This window comes from Hwanghaeella sp. LZ110 (assembly GCF_048892525.1).
GTDB lineage: Bacteria > Pseudomonadota > Alphaproteobacteria > UBA8366 > Aestuariispiraceae > Pacificispira.
This window is the reverse complement of record NZ_JBLZHT010000001.1, coordinates 297,933-314,172: the sequence shown is the minus strand read 5'-3', so window position 1 is coordinate 314,172 and position 16,240 is coordinate 297,933. Positions and strand designations below refer to the sequence as shown.

At 53.8% G+C, this 16,240-nt stretch carries 11 protein-coding genes; 3 read left to right on the top strand and 8 right to left on the bottom strand.

Annotated elements, in window-relative coordinates:
• Positions 1-4: 4 nt before the first annotated feature.
• From ACOSDM_RS01390 to ACOSDM_RS01370, 5 genes are all read right to left on the bottom strand, one after another.
• A complete protein-coding gene (locus ACOSDM_RS01390; RefSeq protein WP_420722678.1) occupies positions 5-1,156 on the bottom strand; it encodes an ABC transporter permease in 1,152 nt (383 codons plus the stop codon).
• Between the two features lie 9 nt (positions 1,157-1,165).
• Positions 1,166-2,203, bottom strand: coding sequence for an ABC transporter permease (locus ACOSDM_RS01385; protein ID WP_420722677.1), 1,038 nt, complete (start codon positions 2,201-2,203; stop codon positions 1,166-1,168).
• Between the two features lie 134 nt (positions 2,204-2,337).
• On the bottom strand, positions 2,338-3,993 hold the full coding sequence (locus tag ACOSDM_RS01380) for an ABC transporter substrate-binding protein (RefSeq protein ID WP_420722676.1): 1,656 nt from the start codon (positions 3,991-3,993) through the stop codon (positions 2,338-2,340).
• Between the two features lie 367 nt (positions 3,994-4,360).
• Positions 4,361-5,560, bottom strand: a complete 1,200-nt coding sequence (locus ACOSDM_RS01375) for an aminotransferase (RefSeq protein ID WP_420722675.1) — start codon at positions 5,558-5,560, stop codon at positions 4,361-4,363.
• 58 nt (positions 5,561-5,618) lie between these two features.
• Positions 5,619-6,896, bottom strand: coding sequence for an O-antigen ligase family protein (locus ACOSDM_RS01370; RefSeq protein WP_420722674.1), 1,278 nt, complete (start codon positions 6,894-6,896; stop codon positions 5,619-5,621).
• 137 nt (positions 6,897-7,033) lie between these two features.
• Here ACOSDM_RS01370 and ACOSDM_RS01365 point away from each other — a divergent pair, with 137 nt between their 5' ends.
• Complete coding sequence (locus ACOSDM_RS01365) at positions 7,034-7,288, top strand: hypothetical protein (RefSeq protein WP_420722673.1); 255 nt, start codon at positions 7,034-7,036, stop codon at positions 7,286-7,288.
• Here ACOSDM_RS01365 and dusA read toward each other — a convergent pair.
• Positions 7,285-8,313: a tRNA dihydrouridine(20/20a) synthase DusA gene (dusA, locus tag ACOSDM_RS01360; protein WP_420722672.1), complete on the bottom strand. Its 1,029-nt coding sequence runs from the start codon at positions 8,311-8,313 to the stop codon at positions 7,285-7,287. The genes ACOSDM_RS01365 and dusA overlap by 4 nt on opposite strands.
• A 175-nt stretch (positions 8,314-8,488) precedes the next feature.
• On the opposite strand from dusA, the gene ACOSDM_RS01355 reads away from it, so the two are divergent.
• Complete coding sequence (locus ACOSDM_RS01355) at positions 8,489-11,878, top strand: EAL domain-containing protein (protein WP_420722671.1); 3,390 nt, start codon at positions 8,489-8,491, stop codon at positions 11,876-11,878.
• A gap of 258 nt (positions 11,879-12,136) precedes the next feature.
• On the opposite strand, the gene ACOSDM_RS01350 is transcribed toward ACOSDM_RS01355, so the two are convergent.
• Positions 12,137-12,727, bottom strand: a complete 591-nt coding sequence (locus ACOSDM_RS01350) for an HD domain-containing protein (RefSeq protein WP_420722670.1) — start codon at positions 12,725-12,727, stop codon at positions 12,137-12,139.
• A 208-nt stretch (positions 12,728-12,935) separates the two neighbouring features.
• Positions 12,936-13,295: a zinc-ribbon domain and TM2 domain-containing protein gene (locus ACOSDM_RS01345; RefSeq protein WP_420722669.1), complete on the bottom strand. Its 360-nt coding sequence runs from the start codon at positions 13,293-13,295 to the stop codon at positions 12,936-12,938.
• 322 nt (positions 13,296-13,617) lie between these two features.
• On the opposite strand from ACOSDM_RS01345, the gene clpB reads away from it, so the two are divergent.
• Entirely contained in the window at positions 13,618-16,215 is a 2,598-nt protein-coding gene (gene clpB / locus ACOSDM_RS01340; RefSeq protein ID WP_420722668.1) for an ATP-dependent chaperone ClpB, read from the top strand.
• The last annotated feature ends 25 nt before the right edge of the window (positions 16,216-16,240 follow it).

Genomic DNA, 16,240 nt, shown 5'->3' with positions numbered 1-16,240 from the left:
CCTCCTAATCCTTGAGCGACTGCTCGCGCAGCGCATCAGCAAGCAAGTTAAGACCCAGAACGAATGACATCAGGGCAATGGCAGGGGGCAGCGCAGGGTGATAATACAGGCGCAGCAATCGACTGCCTTCCTTGATCGTCGTCCCCCAATCCGGGCTTTCCGGCACCAGGCCCAACCCGAAATACCCCAAAGTTCCAAGCAGAATGGTCGTATATCCGATCCGAAGACAGGCATCGACGATCAACGGCCCGCGCGCATTGGGCAGAATCTCCCACAACATGACATAAAAGGGGATTTCCCCGCGCGTCTGTGCGGCAGCCACATAGTCACGGGTGGCGATATCCATCGTCAGCCCCCGCACAATCCGGAACACGCCTGGGCTGGAAGCAAAAACAACCGCCACGAAAATGTTCAATTCGTTGGGCTCCAGCGACAAGACACCGAACGGATCCGCATCAAACACCAGGCTGACATAAACCCAGCCGCCAAAAATCAGCACGAATGCAAGCTGCCAGACCAGTTTCTGCGGCCGTTCACGAAAGCGGCTGTAAAACAGCATGCCGAAAAACAGGATCGGGAAAATAAAGAACACACCGGCCATAGATTGCGGCAGGGCGGTCTCTCTGATCCCAGGTGTCACCAACAGGTAGAACAACAGGATGACCGGAAAGGCCAGAACCATATTGGCCAGAAAGGACAGAATGCTGTCGATCTTGCCCCGGTAATACCCTGCGGGAAGGCCCAGGGAGATACCGACGACAAAGGCAAACATTGTCGCAGCAGGCGCAATGACCATGACAATCTGGCTGCCTGAAATCATCCGGCTAAAAACGTCCCGACCAAATTTGTCCCCGCCCAGATACTGTACCAAACCGGTGGTCGGTTCGATAACACCGGGACCCTTATTCTTCAGAATTGCGAACTGCTCCAACGGATCGAACGGTGAAATCAGATCCGCAAAAAGCGCGCAGAACAGCCAGAAGAATACGATGAACAAGCCGATCAATCCCGCCGGGCTTTCATAAATTCGGCCATACAGCGACAGCTTGCGGTGAAAGGTCCAGCTGAGTCCCATCACGACAAAAATCGCGATCCAGACAGGAATCAGCTGCGTGAGAATACCAAGGACAATTTGTCCAAATCCGACATATTCCATAGCTGCCTCCTATCGCACGCGAATTCGAGGATTGAGGTAGGCATATCCAATATCGGATATCATCTGGGTCGACAGAACGACCAGAACCGAAACGATTGAACAGCTCAACAGCATATCGATGTCGTTGTTCCCTGCGGCTTCAACCAACACCCAGCCGAAACCTTGATAGCGGAACATCACCTCGACAATGACAACGCCCGTCAACAACCAGGGGAATTGCAGCATGATTACCGTGAATGGCGCAATCAGCGCGTTGCGCAACGCATGGCGCAGCACAACGGTGTGAAACTTCAACCCCTTCAGCCGCGCGGTGCGGATATACTGCGACGTCATAACCTCTGCCATAGAGGCCCGCGTCATACGCGCGATATAGCCCATGCCATATATCGCCATCGTCATCACAGGCAGGGCAAAATTATAGACCGACACCCCCTGTGTGGTGGCGGTCACCGCCGACCCGTTAAGCCATCCTAACCAGGAGGCAAATATAACCGTAAACACAACACCCGACACATATTCCGGTGTTGCCGTGGACGTGATGGACACGACAGACAGTGTGCGGTCCGTATTCGTCCCTTCACGCATACCCGCAAGTATTCCAATTACCAGTGCGGATGGAACCATCGTTGCCATAACCCAGAACATCAAAATACCGGTAGATTGTAATGCCGGGAGCAATCGTTCATGAATCGGTTGTCGAAACATCGTCGAACACCCCAGATTCCCTTGCAGAATCCCGGAATAGGTCGCAACTGGTGGCTCATCGCAGAAGGAGAATCTTGGCTTCGGTTCTCCCGTATCAACGTCACGCGCGGGTTGCTTTTTCATAACACCCAACCATTGCGCATAGCGTTCCAGGAATGGTTCACGATACCCGTTATAGTCCAACCAACGCTCAATCATTTCATCAGAGGCGCGCATATTGGTCTGGCTGATGGAAAGTTTCCGAAGGTTCGGTTCCAGATTGACCAGAAAAAAAACAATGAGCGTCAGGCACAGCATCGTCAGAAGCATGGCCCCAAAACGATTGGCTAACAAACGAAGCATCGGCTCCCCCCAACTGCGTGAAGTGCGGATAGGACCTGTATTAGGGACCGATTCGGCCCCTATCCCCTAAGCAAAAACGAATATAAGCGAAAACAGGAGGGGTCAGATAGACCCCTCCTGCTGAAAATGAACGCTTACGCTTCGTCTAGCCATGCATCATGGAAATGCTGTTCCATTGTCTGCTGCATTTTATAGCCTTTAAGGGCCGGGGTGTGGTGGCAATACACCGCACGCCAGTAAGGCTGAACAACGACACCGCTTTCCTGGAGCATCCGTTCGATGCCTTCCATAAGAACCTTACGTTCCTCAGCATCCGCGATGGTCAGCGCCTTGCCCAAAGCCGCATCAAACTCTGGGTTTTTATGGGCAGACTCGTTCCAGGCTTCGCCAGAGCGATAGGCCAGGCTCAAGACCTGAACACCCAGCGGGCGCATGTTCCAGTTCGTGATTGAATACGGATACTTGGTCCAATCGTTCCAGAAAGTGGAACCAGGCAGGATCGTCCGTTTAATCTGGAACCCGCATTCCCGCAATTGAGCAGCGATCGCATCCCCGGAATTCCGGCGATAATCATCGTCAATCGTGATCAGCTCGTGTTCGTAATCCATCATACCGGCTTCCGTCATCAGACGGCGTGCTTCTTCCGGATCACGCTTGAACGGTGTCAAAGGAAAGTATTCCGGGTGAATTGGCGCAACGTGATGGTTCTCAGCGACGGTACCCAGACCGGCATAGCCCAATGCCAGAACGACATTGTTATCAACACCCAACTGCAACGCCCGACGCACACGAACATCATCATAAGGCTTGTTGTCCGTGTTGGTGCGGCATGTGATCGTCGCTGCGGTGATCGCTTCAGACTTCACAAGCGTGCCCAGGCTGTCCAGGACTTCCACGAAATCTGCCGTTGATTCATAATTCAGCTGAACTTCACCGGATTCATAAGCGGCAACCATAGCGGAAGGATCGGTACCATAATCGGTCCAGGTGATGCCATCCAGATAGCATTCACCACGCCACCAGGTGCCATTGGTCCGACGCTTGACCTCGGCGCGCGCGCCAACTTCCAGCGAGACCAATTCAAATGCGCCCGTTCCAACCGGCCATTCGCCCAGCTTAGCGCCATTCTTGTCGAAATCACGGTGCACAATCAGCGCCGGATAGTCGACCATACCTGGGATAATCGTGATGTCTGGCTGATTCAGCGTCAACTTCACGGTATGTTCATCGACAATCGTAATCGCCCCTTCGGACGCCTTGCCGGTATCCGGGTCGATCAGTGACGACATACGGGCCGCCATTGAGTTACCTTCTACGGCCTTCTCGCACCAACGTGTAATGTTATGGGCAACATCTTCCGCGGTCAGCATGTCGCCATTATTCCAGGTCACACCCTTGCGGACATTCAGCACATATTCGGTCGCATCATCATTGACGGACCAGTCTTCCAGCAACCAGGGCTCAAACGTATAGTCGGTGGTGTACAGCACCAGAGGCTCGCAGAACTGACGCGCCACATTGGCCATTTCCGACCAGTCAAACGTGCGCGGATCGTCGATACGGCGCACATTCGCCCCAACCCGCAAAACGCCACCTTTTTTAGGGGTCTCCGCTTTTGCCTGTTTCGGCACAGCCAAGCCCAGCATGCCATAAGCAGCAGCAGTGGTCGCACCGAATGCTGTCGCCAAGGCGAGAAATTCCCGACGTCCCAGCGCACCAGAGCGCGCTTCTTCCGCCCACATGCCGATGGCTTTGTGTAGCGGCTTTCCATTCCGATCCCGATAATTCATTCACATTCTCCCAAGACGAGTTGCACGGTTGCACCTGCCTGCCGCAAATGCCTCCCGCGGTGACAGTGTAATCTTATTTGATGAAGAGTGTGACCCAAGAACCCCAACAACTCAATGGTAACCTTAATAATCCATCTAGGTGTTACAGTTCAGTGCCCCAAAAATCTATAGCCTGCCCTCTCCCTCAATTCCTCAAATCCCAGCAAAAGTCTGATTGCATCAGAATGCATCCGCCTGTGCCGTGGGATCATCACACCCTAAACACTGCGGGAAAAAATGGAAGCTGTATGGTCAAAATTTCACATAAATTGTACAATTAGCGTCATTCTGCGGCTCTTAATGACTGGAAACGATTCTAAATTTCATATTACTTTAAAATTCCACCGTCTCTGATTGAATGTGCCTTCAAACGCTCAGATAACGCATAAATCCCGGATTCATCCACATTGGCAAAAGCGGCACGCAAATATCGTTCCTGCGCAATTCCGAAGATTGGTCCCGGCAGCATGAATATCGCCTGATCCCGAACTAGCATACGTGCGACATCAGCCGCTGTCCTGTCGGGATATGGATGTTCCAGATAGGCAAAGAAGGCACCCCGGGATCGCAAACGGTACCCCCCTGGATTTCCATCGAAAGCCTGATCCAGCGCTGCGACGCGATTGATCATTTCATCCCGCCGCTGACGTTTCCATTGTGCCAAATTTTCAAGGCCATACAGCGCTGCCAATTGACCGATATGGCTTGGACAAATCGTCACCGTGTCCGCGATCTTGCCAATTGCCGCCATAATACGGGGTCCCGCAGTCAACGCGCCGACACGATATCCAGTCAGGCTATAGGCCTTCGAAAAACTGTACAAATGCACAAATCCATCCCGCCATCGGGGATCAGAGAAAAGGGCATGGGGAGGCAGTCCATCGGGCAGAAAATCCCGATATGTTTCGTCGATCATCAGGGCAATCTGTTTGCGGTGGGCCAGATCAAAAAATGCCTGCACCAATTCCGGACTGTAAACTGTTCCTGTCGGATTGTTCGGACTGACCAGCAAAATGGCCCGTGTGCGCGGGCCGATCAGTGCTTCCGCCTCCTTCGGATCAGGCAAAAGCCCTGCCGGTCCAGCATGACAGGGAAGCGGCACGACCCGGATTCCCTGCATCGTGCACCACATTTCGTGATTAAAATAACACGGCTGTGGAACAATGATTTCATCGCCGGGCCCCGCCAGAGCCATTACAGCCATGCAGAAAGCATGATTTCCGCCCGCACTGATCGCCACATCTTCTGGACCAACCTGCCCCTCATAATCCCGCGACAGCGTTTCAGCGAACCGTTCCCTCAGCGGTTCGATACCCAGAATTGGTGTATAAAATGCGGTCTCAACTTTTTGTGCCGCAATCGCCATGGCATCCCGCAAACTCTCCGCCGGAGGATAGCTTGGCACGGCTTGCGCCAGATTCAAAAGCGGACGCTGCGGCGTGATTCCGGCTTCCGCCAACCAGGACATGGCCTCTGGGATGGGGGGCTCCGCTGTTGCTAAAACATTGGGGTTTAGGTGGATCGGCATGGAAATACCCTAATAATTAGCCAGAAAACAACGCCTCGAACACGGCAATCGACGCACCTCATTCAGGGGTTCGTTCGGGCAAGAACAGCAACCCGATCCGAAAGAAGAATGTCATCAGCACCATGCTGCCAAGCCACCATGTCTGCCAGGCCCCATAGCTGATCGACGCAATGACAATCGCAGCAACCAGCCCTCCAAAGCAAACACTTCGATCCAGCGCCCCTGGCAGCCGAACAATTCGGCCAATGATCAAAACAAAAGCCAGCAGTGTCGCCGCAACACCCGGCAGCCCCAGCTCAAGCCGAATTTGCATAAGAATATTATGGGGATGAAGCGGAAGATTCTGTCCTAATCGGACGACGCCCTCATGCAACAGGGTGGTATCCAGACCCTGCAACCGATCAGGTGTATCCACAATTCTATCCGACCCGTGCGGCAAGAACCGCGCACTGTCCAGCCCCCATCCCAGAAACGGATGCTGGTGGATCTTTTTCAGGGCAAAATCCAATATAAGAACCCGATGTTGCAGGCTGGCATGATTCTGTGTCGCAGACAGCAGCGCATTGACGTTGGACGGGCTGTTGGCGAAGGGCACAACCATCATCATCACAAAAACACCGATTATGATTATGCCCCCAACAAGTTTGGGGGCCCACCGTCCGGCGATGGCGATACCCAGACCAATCAATGACGCCGCAATGGATGTCGCATGCCCCGACAACAATACCCCAAGCACGGCGACGCCATACAGCCCTGTCACCAATCTGGTACCAACGCCTTCGCTGGCGGCAGACTGATAAACCAGAAATGCAGGAAATATCAGAACAGCCAAAATCGTTGCAGGCGCCTTATAAAAATTCTCGTATCCCCCCGTATTTGGCGGACCGACAAAAATGGTGCCCAGGAATCCAATAAGGCCATTTTCAATAAGGACAACGGCCACCAGAGCGGTGCCGATAAGAAGTCCCATTGCGACTGCCCGAATCGTTATGTGCCCCAAAGGAACAGCCATAAGCAGGAACAGGGAAAACCCCATAGCAGCCAGCTTCCCTACGCGGTCGAATGGCAGCGGCTGTTGCGGAACAAACCAGAAAAGCGAAGCGCCCGCGACGACCAGAAAGAACAGACCGGCAGACAGGCCGATACGCCATTTCTTCCAACAAGCGGTTCGCCACGATGAATCCCTAGCCACCGACAGGACACCAATGGCTGCTATTGCCGCACCTGCAAAGACATATACGGACATGATCTTAGGTTGCACCAAACCACCAAGGCAGCAGGCAGCGACAAGAAGCGTCAACGGAATCCGCAAACCGGGCGTAATCAGCAAATGCATGAATCCTAATTGCCCTTTATAAAAGCGGCTGTCCATCTTGTTTCTTGCGCGACACGACCAAGCATTGCAGGACCAGAGTGCTTGCTCTGTTTACCCGAATCGAGCGGAAGTTTTTCCTCTATAAGGAAATGTCGCGCATGTCAGATGATATTCACACCATTATCGCCAAGGCGATCAAGCGGGCAGACCGAACTTTTTTCAATGAGAATTATACAAAACAGGCCGAGTCCGTGATCCGCGCGATCAACAATGCCGGATGGGGCATCGTACCGCTGGAGCCTGATCCTGAAATGCTGAAATCCGGCCGGGAAACAATAGAAATCGGGCGACACAAGCCGTCAGAAGTGGCCAAAGCCGTCTATGCAGCCATGGTGCGCATCGGCCGCCTTTAGGCCCGCAATCCAGCGTCATCCTGCTCTGGCACCAAGGCCATTGCCTGCTCAACAATTTCGGGCCCTGCATTTGTGCCATAGGCATTTTCACTCAAAAAACGCCGCCATCGCCTTGCCCCTGGCAGACCATTGAACAGTCCCAAAATGTGTCGGGTTATATGGTGCAGCGCAACCCCGTCGCGGCATTGCGCCTCAATATAGGGCAGCATCAAACGCACAATATCATGCCGACTTTTTTGTTGGCCTGGCGCATCTCCAAAAATCACAGCATCCGCCTGGGCCAGACAATAAGGATCCTGATACGCCGCCCGGCCTATCATGACGCCATCCAGATCTGATAGATGCACAACTGCGTCATCCAGGCTTTGTATCCCGCCATTCAAACTGATCGACAAGGATGGGAAATCCCGCTTTACCTGATGCACCACATCATATTGCAGCGGTGGGATTTCACGATTCTGCTTCGGGCTGAGCCCTTCCAGGATCGCGATCCGGGCATGGACGATGAAAGTATCGCATCCGCCCTGCCGAACGGTATCAATAAAGTTCGTTAAATCCTGATAACTGTCGCGGCCATTGATCCCGATTCGACATTTTACCGTTACGGGAATGGATACGACATCGCGCATCGCAGCCACGCAATCGCGCACCAAATGGGGATCCGCCATCAGACACGCCCCGAATTGCCCATTCTGCACACGATCCGACGGGCAACCAACATTCAGGTTCACCTCATCATATCCAGCACCTTCGACCATTCGGGCGGCTTTTGCCAGATCATGGGGCGATGACCCACCCAACTGACAGGCGACCGGATGTTCCGCACCGTCAAATGCCAGGAACCGCTGTGCATCGCCATGTAACAGCGCGCCGGTGGTTATCATTTCCGTGTATAACAGACTGTGCCGCGTGATGAGACGCAGGAAATACCGGTCAAACCGATCCGTCCAGTCCATCATCGGGGCAACACTCAGCCGCCGATCAATTGCGCGGCTGTTGCTGTTTATCGTCGGTTTCGTTTTCATGAACGGGCTTTTACACCAGGATTCCACAGCATCCAATCCCCGTGACACTTGACCAAACAATGCAAGACTGTTGGACTCCCCGCCACAAATAAGGCAGACACAGTATAAGTTCGTATTTTGGGAGATTTCGCCTGTGCGGCAACGCCTAGCCACTGGGTGGTACTGGTTTGCGATTATGATCGCAATTATTACCATTGGTGCGGGATGGATTGCAGCATGGCAAGTGGACCGACATGCCGCAAAGCATTGGTCCAACCTTGTTTCGCAAGAAGCCAATGACATCACGCAAATGGTGTCTGGCGCGCTACAGCGCGATCAACTGCAACTTTATGCATTTGCCCGCAGTCTCCCTGAAGGGTCTGAGCGCAGCAACATGCAGTTTGATGCTGTCTTCACCCTGGAATCCTCTTTGCTATATCGTCGTCAAAGGTCCATATCCTTTGATGGATTGGCCTATGCTGTTTGGGTTCCGGGGCAAGATCGTGATCGTTTCGAATCCCTCTATGGGATCGGAATTCTGGGCCCGGACCATCTGCCCAGCACGCAAACCGGGGATGGTTTTATCGTGCTTCACGCCGATGGCGCGCCTGATAGCCTTTTCTCTGGTCTTGATCTGACGTCAGTGCCTGCATTTGTCCAATCCGTTACCGAAGGCTTTCGGTCTGAAAATGATCCCATGATTGGTCCGGTATATAGCGGCAAGACGGGGATTATGGCGCCGGTTACCGTCTGCCAGGGCGACAACGGGATCGTGCTGGGCCTTCTGAACCTTACTAAACTTACCCGCAGCATTTTATTGCAGTCTCTGCCCGATGGTATTTCTGTTGCAATCGTCGATCGCAACAACACTATTCACAAAACCGGCCCGATTGAAGGGGCGCAAGTCACCCTGACGACACAGATCAACAAAGACAGCCTGAACATTTCCTTTAACTGGCAGGCCAATGAAAGATTTCAGGGTGGACCGTCCGATGAGTTGGGCAACAGCCTGCGGCTTGGCAGCGTTATTGTCAGCGGCCTGATTTTGGCCGTCCTATTTTCCGCCAGCGCCACGAACCGCAGAAAACATGCCTTAAGTCGTGAACGTTCCTTGATGCAGACCATGGTTGAACGCATGGCTGAAGGGATCACGATTATTGACCCGGATTTGACCCTGGTTGCCTGCAACGACCACTTCTACACCGTATATGATCTGCCGAAAGACCGGTTTAAAACACCGGTGCCGGTTGAACAGATACTGCGTCTGCGCCTGGAACGAGGAGAATTCGGAGCCGTTCGGAACCCCGAATACTTCATTGCAGACCGCCTGACCATGTTAAAGCGCGCGTCCACGGACACGACCGAAGAAACGCTTTCTGATGGTCGTTTAATAGAAATAAGACGGTTAAAATCTCCCGATGGAATGCTGATATCGCTGTATCTGGATGTCACCGACCGACGCCGGGAAGAGCGGGAAAAGGCGGCCTCCGCAGCCCTGATAAAGACAACATTCGATAATATGAGCGATGGCCTGACGGCATTGGATCATTTGGGGAATCTTCTGAATTGGAACAACAGGTTTCAAAACCTTTTCGCCATTGATCCTGACAAGATATCCGTTGGCATGTCGCTGCGTGATGTCATCCGGGTTTCTTTGACAGACCAGGACGCCGACGCTTTACGCGCGGCACTGGATCGACTGATGGAAGGTCAGGGTTCCCACAAAGCTGAAACCCATTCATCGCCCGACACCGAATTTGTTCGCCTTAGCAATGATCGCTGGGTGCAGGTCTCGTGCAGCACCATGGGCGATCGCGACATGGTTATCACCTATACCGATATCAGCGACCGTGAACGCACCAGTGAAGCCTTACGCCGCTCTGAAGAACGCTATGCGCTTGCCGCTGCCGGGGCGAATGACGGCCTGTGGGATTGGAATATCCAGGAAGACCATTTGTACACGTCGCCACGCTGGCGCGACATGCTGGGATTGGGCAAGGATCCAATTTCAGAACAATCGCACGACTGGTTTGATCGGGTTCATCCAAAAGATATTGAAGAATTGCAAATGGATATCGATGCGCATCTGGATGGTCGCACCGATCATCTGCAGTCGCGTTTCCGTATCCTGCATGCGAATGGGGATTATTTGTGGGCATTGGCCCGTGCCATCGCCGTGCGGGACGACACCGGGAAGGCGGTGCGCCTGACCGGCTCTTTGACCGATATAACAGAGCGCAAACGAACGGAAGAAAAGCTGATCCGCGACGCGCTGTATGATCCCGTCACAGGCCTGCCCAATCGTGCCCTGTTCCTGGACCGAATAGAACAGGAACGCCGGCGCCATCCAGAAACCGCCAAAGACAGATATGCGGTGCTGCTGTTGGACCTTGACCGGTTTAAAGTCATTAATGATTCACTGGGTCATGATCTGGGCGATGCCTTACTGATCAAAGTTGCGCGCAGATTGGAAACGGTATTGAAGGCCGGGGATTCCATCGCCCGCCTGTCTGGCGATGAATTTGGCATCCTGCTGACCAGTATCGCGTCGGAGGAAGAGGCTTTGGATACCGTGCATTGGGTCCAATCAGACCTGGCCGCAGCCTTCCAGATTGGCGATCAGGAAATCTTCACCTCTGCCTGCGTCGGGATCGCAACGCCCAGCAAAGGGTTTTCCGATGCCGAAGAAATGCTGCGCGCAGCCGATATTGCAATGTACAAGGCCAAGGCAAAGGGACAATCGTCAACAGCCGTTTTCGATTCACAGATGCAAACCCGCGCCATCACCCAGATGCAGTTAGAAAACGACCTGCGCCGTGCCGTGGATCGCGACGAAATTGAAATGTATTATCAACCGATCATCAGTTTCGAGACGGGTGAAATTGCCGGTGTCGAGGCCCTTGCCCGGTGGCGACATCCAGATCGTGGGACTGTTGTTCCGGCTGACTTTATTCCCCTGGCGGAAGATACAGGCCTGATCAACGCCATTGGCACGGCCGCCTTGCGCCTAGCCTGCCGGCAACTCAAGAAATGGGATGACACATTGGGGTCAAAAGCACCCAGGACAATCAGTGTGAACCTGTCGGGTCGGCAGTTACAGGACCCCGACATGGTGCGGGAGATTGAACTGATACTGGCCCGCGAAGGCATTGATGGATCACAGTTGAAGCTGGAAGTCACAGAAAGCATGATCATGATGAATCCGGAAATCACTTCTCGGATTCTGATGGACCTGAAAGAATTGGGCGTTGCATTGTCTATCGACGATTTTGGAACAGGCTATTCATCGCTAAGCTACCTGCACCGCTTCCCCTTCGACACATTGAAGATTGACCGGTCTTTTGTCGTCAGCATGGATGAAAAGGCGGAAAATATGGAAATCATTCGCTCGATTATCCTGCTGGCCCACAGCCTTGGCATGGATATTATTGCCGAAGGGGTGGAATCAGATCGCCACTTACGGAAGCTGAAGGCCTTGAAGTGCGAATATGGTCAGGGCTTCTTTTTCGCAACACCACAACCAGCCGAAAAACTGTCGGAAATGTTGTTAGCGGATACACGCTGGGACATTCCTGCAATTGATTAGTGTGGTACGCGCATATCTGGAATCACCAGGATCTCTTTATCGGTCTGTCGGCTAGAAGAGAGCGTGCAGGCGATGTGGTTCATCGTCCAGCGCTCTCGACGCCGTCCGACGGGCCGATAAAGGGACCATAGGCGCTGTTTGCGGCGCTCCGGTTAGGAGCGTTTCGCGATGCGATGCGGGGCATCGCGAGCGGAAGGCGACGCGGCCCGGAGCGCCGCAAACAGCGTCCTGGTCGATCCCAAATATGCGCGCACCGCACTAAAGCACGCGCATCAAGAGGGGCCGAAAGGTTTCAATATCAGGCAATGACAGATTGGGTACTTTTGCCCCCTCGTCACAGCGCCTCAATGTGACCGCGTCCTGTCGATAGGGATTGGCGGCAAAGGCTTCCAGCGCGTCGCCCTGCAGCGGGCCCCCCTGAAGTTCCAGGCTGCGAATGGATGCCTGCGACAGGCGATTGAAATAGTCAGGCTCAACTGCGCATAAATACCGCTTCGCATTCACATGCAGGCGCACGGGTTCACTGACGGCCGGAGGATAGAACCGGGCCAGAAAATCAGCACCATAATCTTCATGCTGCGCATCAATTCCATGATCGGCGCAATCTTCGGCGCGGGTATGCAGGAAATGTCCAAGGTCATGCAGCAGGGCCGCAGCGGTCAGTGTATCCTTGCTCTCCAGCTGATCGGCCATAATGGCGCATTGAATACCATGCTCACCCTGACTGATCGCTTCCCCCAGATAATCCTGGCTGCCCATATGGTGAAACATCTCAATGATGAAATCGACCACAGTATCCCGCGTTACCTGATCAGGATGCATCGGCAGGGTGTCACGAATGGCGATCATAGCAACGTCCTTCTACCAGTTTAACCGAAACCGGGATTCTAGATATCATCCTAAGAACGCACAGACGAACGGAGATTTCGTGACAATGACGCGCCCAATCTCAGCATTCATCAACCCCCGCATATCCAATATCCTAAGCAACAGAAAGGTTGCTTAGGATATATCTAAACAGAGAATAGCCGCGAACCAACGATTGGCGTTTTTCTTCTCATCCAAATTTTTCGGCGAATGCTTCATCCGTCATTGTCAGATAGATGATGAATTCAATAAATGCGATTAAAGCTGGAATAAATGTCCAGCAAAACAGCAGATACAAAACGCCCATTCCACCTTGCCCAAGATAGAATTTATGTATCCCGAGCCCTCCCAGAAAGAATGCCAACAGAGCGGCTGTGACCCTGCTCTTTGAGCCCACACCAGATTTGCCCTTTTGTGATACACCACATTTAGGGCAAACAACCGCCTCCAGATCGATTTGCGCTCCACAAGCGTGGCAGAATTTCGTTGGTCTTGAAGAAGCTCCGTTGTTATGCACAGCGGTAACGTTAGAGTTTTCTGACGAAGACATAGACCCCCCCAAATCTAATAAACCGACACACGCATTATTAGTATTACGGCTCACTATGCATATCAAGTATGGAGTTACTTCCAGAGCACCTTTGGATCTTCCAAGGTTGTTCTGACTAACGACAAATAATCAGAGTATGCTCCAGTCCTAAAAAGATGAAATTCTCTCTCAGCATAAAATAGCCAAACCTTGTGGCACAATCTGTGCTTACCCATATAGATTATGAAGGGATGCCGACACGCGGGTCCCGTCAAAAATGAACCAATAACTCCTATACCGATCTTGCCTCAAAGAGGGAGACGGAAACGAGAGGTTAGTGACCATGAATATTGAAAAATTCACTGAACGCGCGCGCGGATTCATTCAAGCGGCGCAAACAATAGCCGTCCGGGAAGACAACCAGCGGCTGACCCCTGAACACCTGCTCAAGGCCCTGCTGGACGACGAAGAAGGCATGGCAGCAAATCTGATCTCAGCCGCCGGTGGCGATGCCAAACAGGCCCTGACCAGTGTTACCCAGGCCATTGCGAAACTGCCAAAAGTGCAAGGCGCTGGCGCGGGGGGGCTGCATCTGGACACAGCCCTGGCGAAGGTTCTGGATTCTGCAGAAACGACCGCAGAGAAAAATGGCGACAGTTTCGTCACAACAGAGATTTTGCTGCTCGCCCTGGCACTGGCACAGGGGACAGAAGCGGCGAAAATTCTCAGCACCGCAAATGTGAAACCTCAGGCCTTGAACGCGGCAATTAAAGACATGCGCCAGGGTCGCACCGCCGATTCAGCCTCTGCAGAGAGCAAATACGACGCGCTGAAGAAATATGCCCGCGACCTGACACAAGTGGCGCGGGATGGAAAGCTGGACCCTGTTATCGGGCGTGACGAAGAAATCCGCCGCACGATTCAGGTCCTGTCCCGCCGCACCAAAAACAACCCCGTATTGATCGGGGAACCGGGGGTCGGTAAGACTGCGATCATCGAAGGCCTGGCCCAGCGCATTGTTGCCGGTGATGTGCCGGAAACCCTGCGCGACAAGCGCCTGATGGCGCTGGACCTTGCCTCCATGGTGGCGGGTGCAAAATTCCGCGGTGAATTTGAAGAGCGCCTGAAAGCCGTGCTGGAAGAAATTGAGGCCGCCGCCGGCAGCATCATCGTCTTTATTGACGAATTGCACACCCTGGTCGGCGCGGGCAGTGCAGAAGGGTCCATGGATGCGTCCAACATGCTGAAACCCGCCCTGGCGCGGGGGGCCTTGCATTGCGTCGGGGCCACGACCCTGAATGAATATCGCAAGCATATCGAAAAAGATGCGGCCCTTGCCCGCCGGTTCCAGACTGTCTTTGTCGCAGAACCTTCCGTGGAAGACACAATTTCAATCCTGCGTGGCCTAAAGGAAAAGTACGAGCTTCATCACGGGGTCCGCATCACCGATGCGGCAATCGTGGCGGCCGCGACCTTGTCCAATCGCTATATCACCGACCGGTTCCTGCCCGATAAGGCCATTGATCTGGTGGACGAAGCCGCGTCGCGCCTGCGCATGGAAGTCGACAGCAAACCAGAAGCCATCGACGAACTGGATCGGCGTATCATTCAATTGAAGATCGAACGCGAGGCCCTGAAGAAGGAAACCGACAAGGCGTCCAAGGATCGCCTGGAAAAACTGCAGACGGAATTGAGTGATCTGGAGGAGCAATCTGCCACCCTGACCGCCCAATGGCAGGCCGAGAAAGGCAAGCTGAATGCGGCCCAGGGCTTGAAGGAGAAGCTGGATTCAGCGCGCAGCGAATTGGCGACCGCTCAGCGGGAAGGCCGATATGACCGCGCGGGCGAATTGGCCTATGGCGTCATACCCGACCTGGAAGCCAAGCTTGCAGCGGCGGAAACCCAAGGCACAGGGTCGATGCTGGAAGAGGAAGTGCGCGATCAGGACATTGCATCCATCGTCTCGCGCTGGACCGGTATTCCTGTCGACAAGATGCTGGAGGGTGAACGCGAAAAGCTGCTGCAAATGGAAACCCTGCTGGGCAAGCGCGTGATTGGCCAAAGCCAGGCAATCACCGCGATATCCAGTGCGGTCCGGCGCGCCCGTGCGGGCCTTCAGGACCCCAATCGACCCATTGGCAGCTTCCTGTTTCTGGGCCCAACCGGTGTCGGGAAGACGGAGCTTACCAAATCACTGGCGAATTTCCTGTTCGATGATGATCAGGCCATGGTCCGCATCGACATGTCGGAATATATGGAAAAGCATTCTGTCTCTCGTCTGATCGGTGCGCCACCGGGTTATGTCGGCTATGACGAAGGCGGTGCCCTGACCGAAGCCGTGCGGCGCAGACCCTATCAGGTGATCCTGTTCGATGAGATCGAAAAGGCACATCCGGATGTTTTCAATGTGTTACTGCAGGTCCTGGACGATGGACGCCTGACCGATGGACAGGGCCGCACGGTGGATTTCCGCAATGTGCTGATCATCCTGACCTCTAATCTTGGTGCGGAATTCCTGGCCGACCAAAAGGACGGTGAGGATGTCGAAGCGGTGCGCCCACAGGTTATGGAAGTCGTACGCCATGCCTTCCGACCGGAATTTTTGAACCGGTTGGATGAAATCCTGCTGTTCCGCCGCCTGTCGCGGGAGAACATGTCGGGGATCGTGGATATCCAACTGGATCATCTGCGGGCCTTGCTGCAGGACCGCAAGATCACCTTGGCGGTCGATCCTGCCGCCCTGATGTGGCTTGGCAATGCGGGCTATGACCCGGTTTATGGCGCCCGTCCGCTGAAACGGGTGATTCAGAAACATCTGCAAAACCCTCTGGCCAATCTGATTCTGGATGGCAGCCTGAATGATGGGGATACCGTCACGGTGGGGGCCAGCAACGGGCATTTGGTCCTGAACGGGCGCGAGATCGAGGCCGAAGCCGCATAACAGCATTTGCTTGTTATTAAGAGAA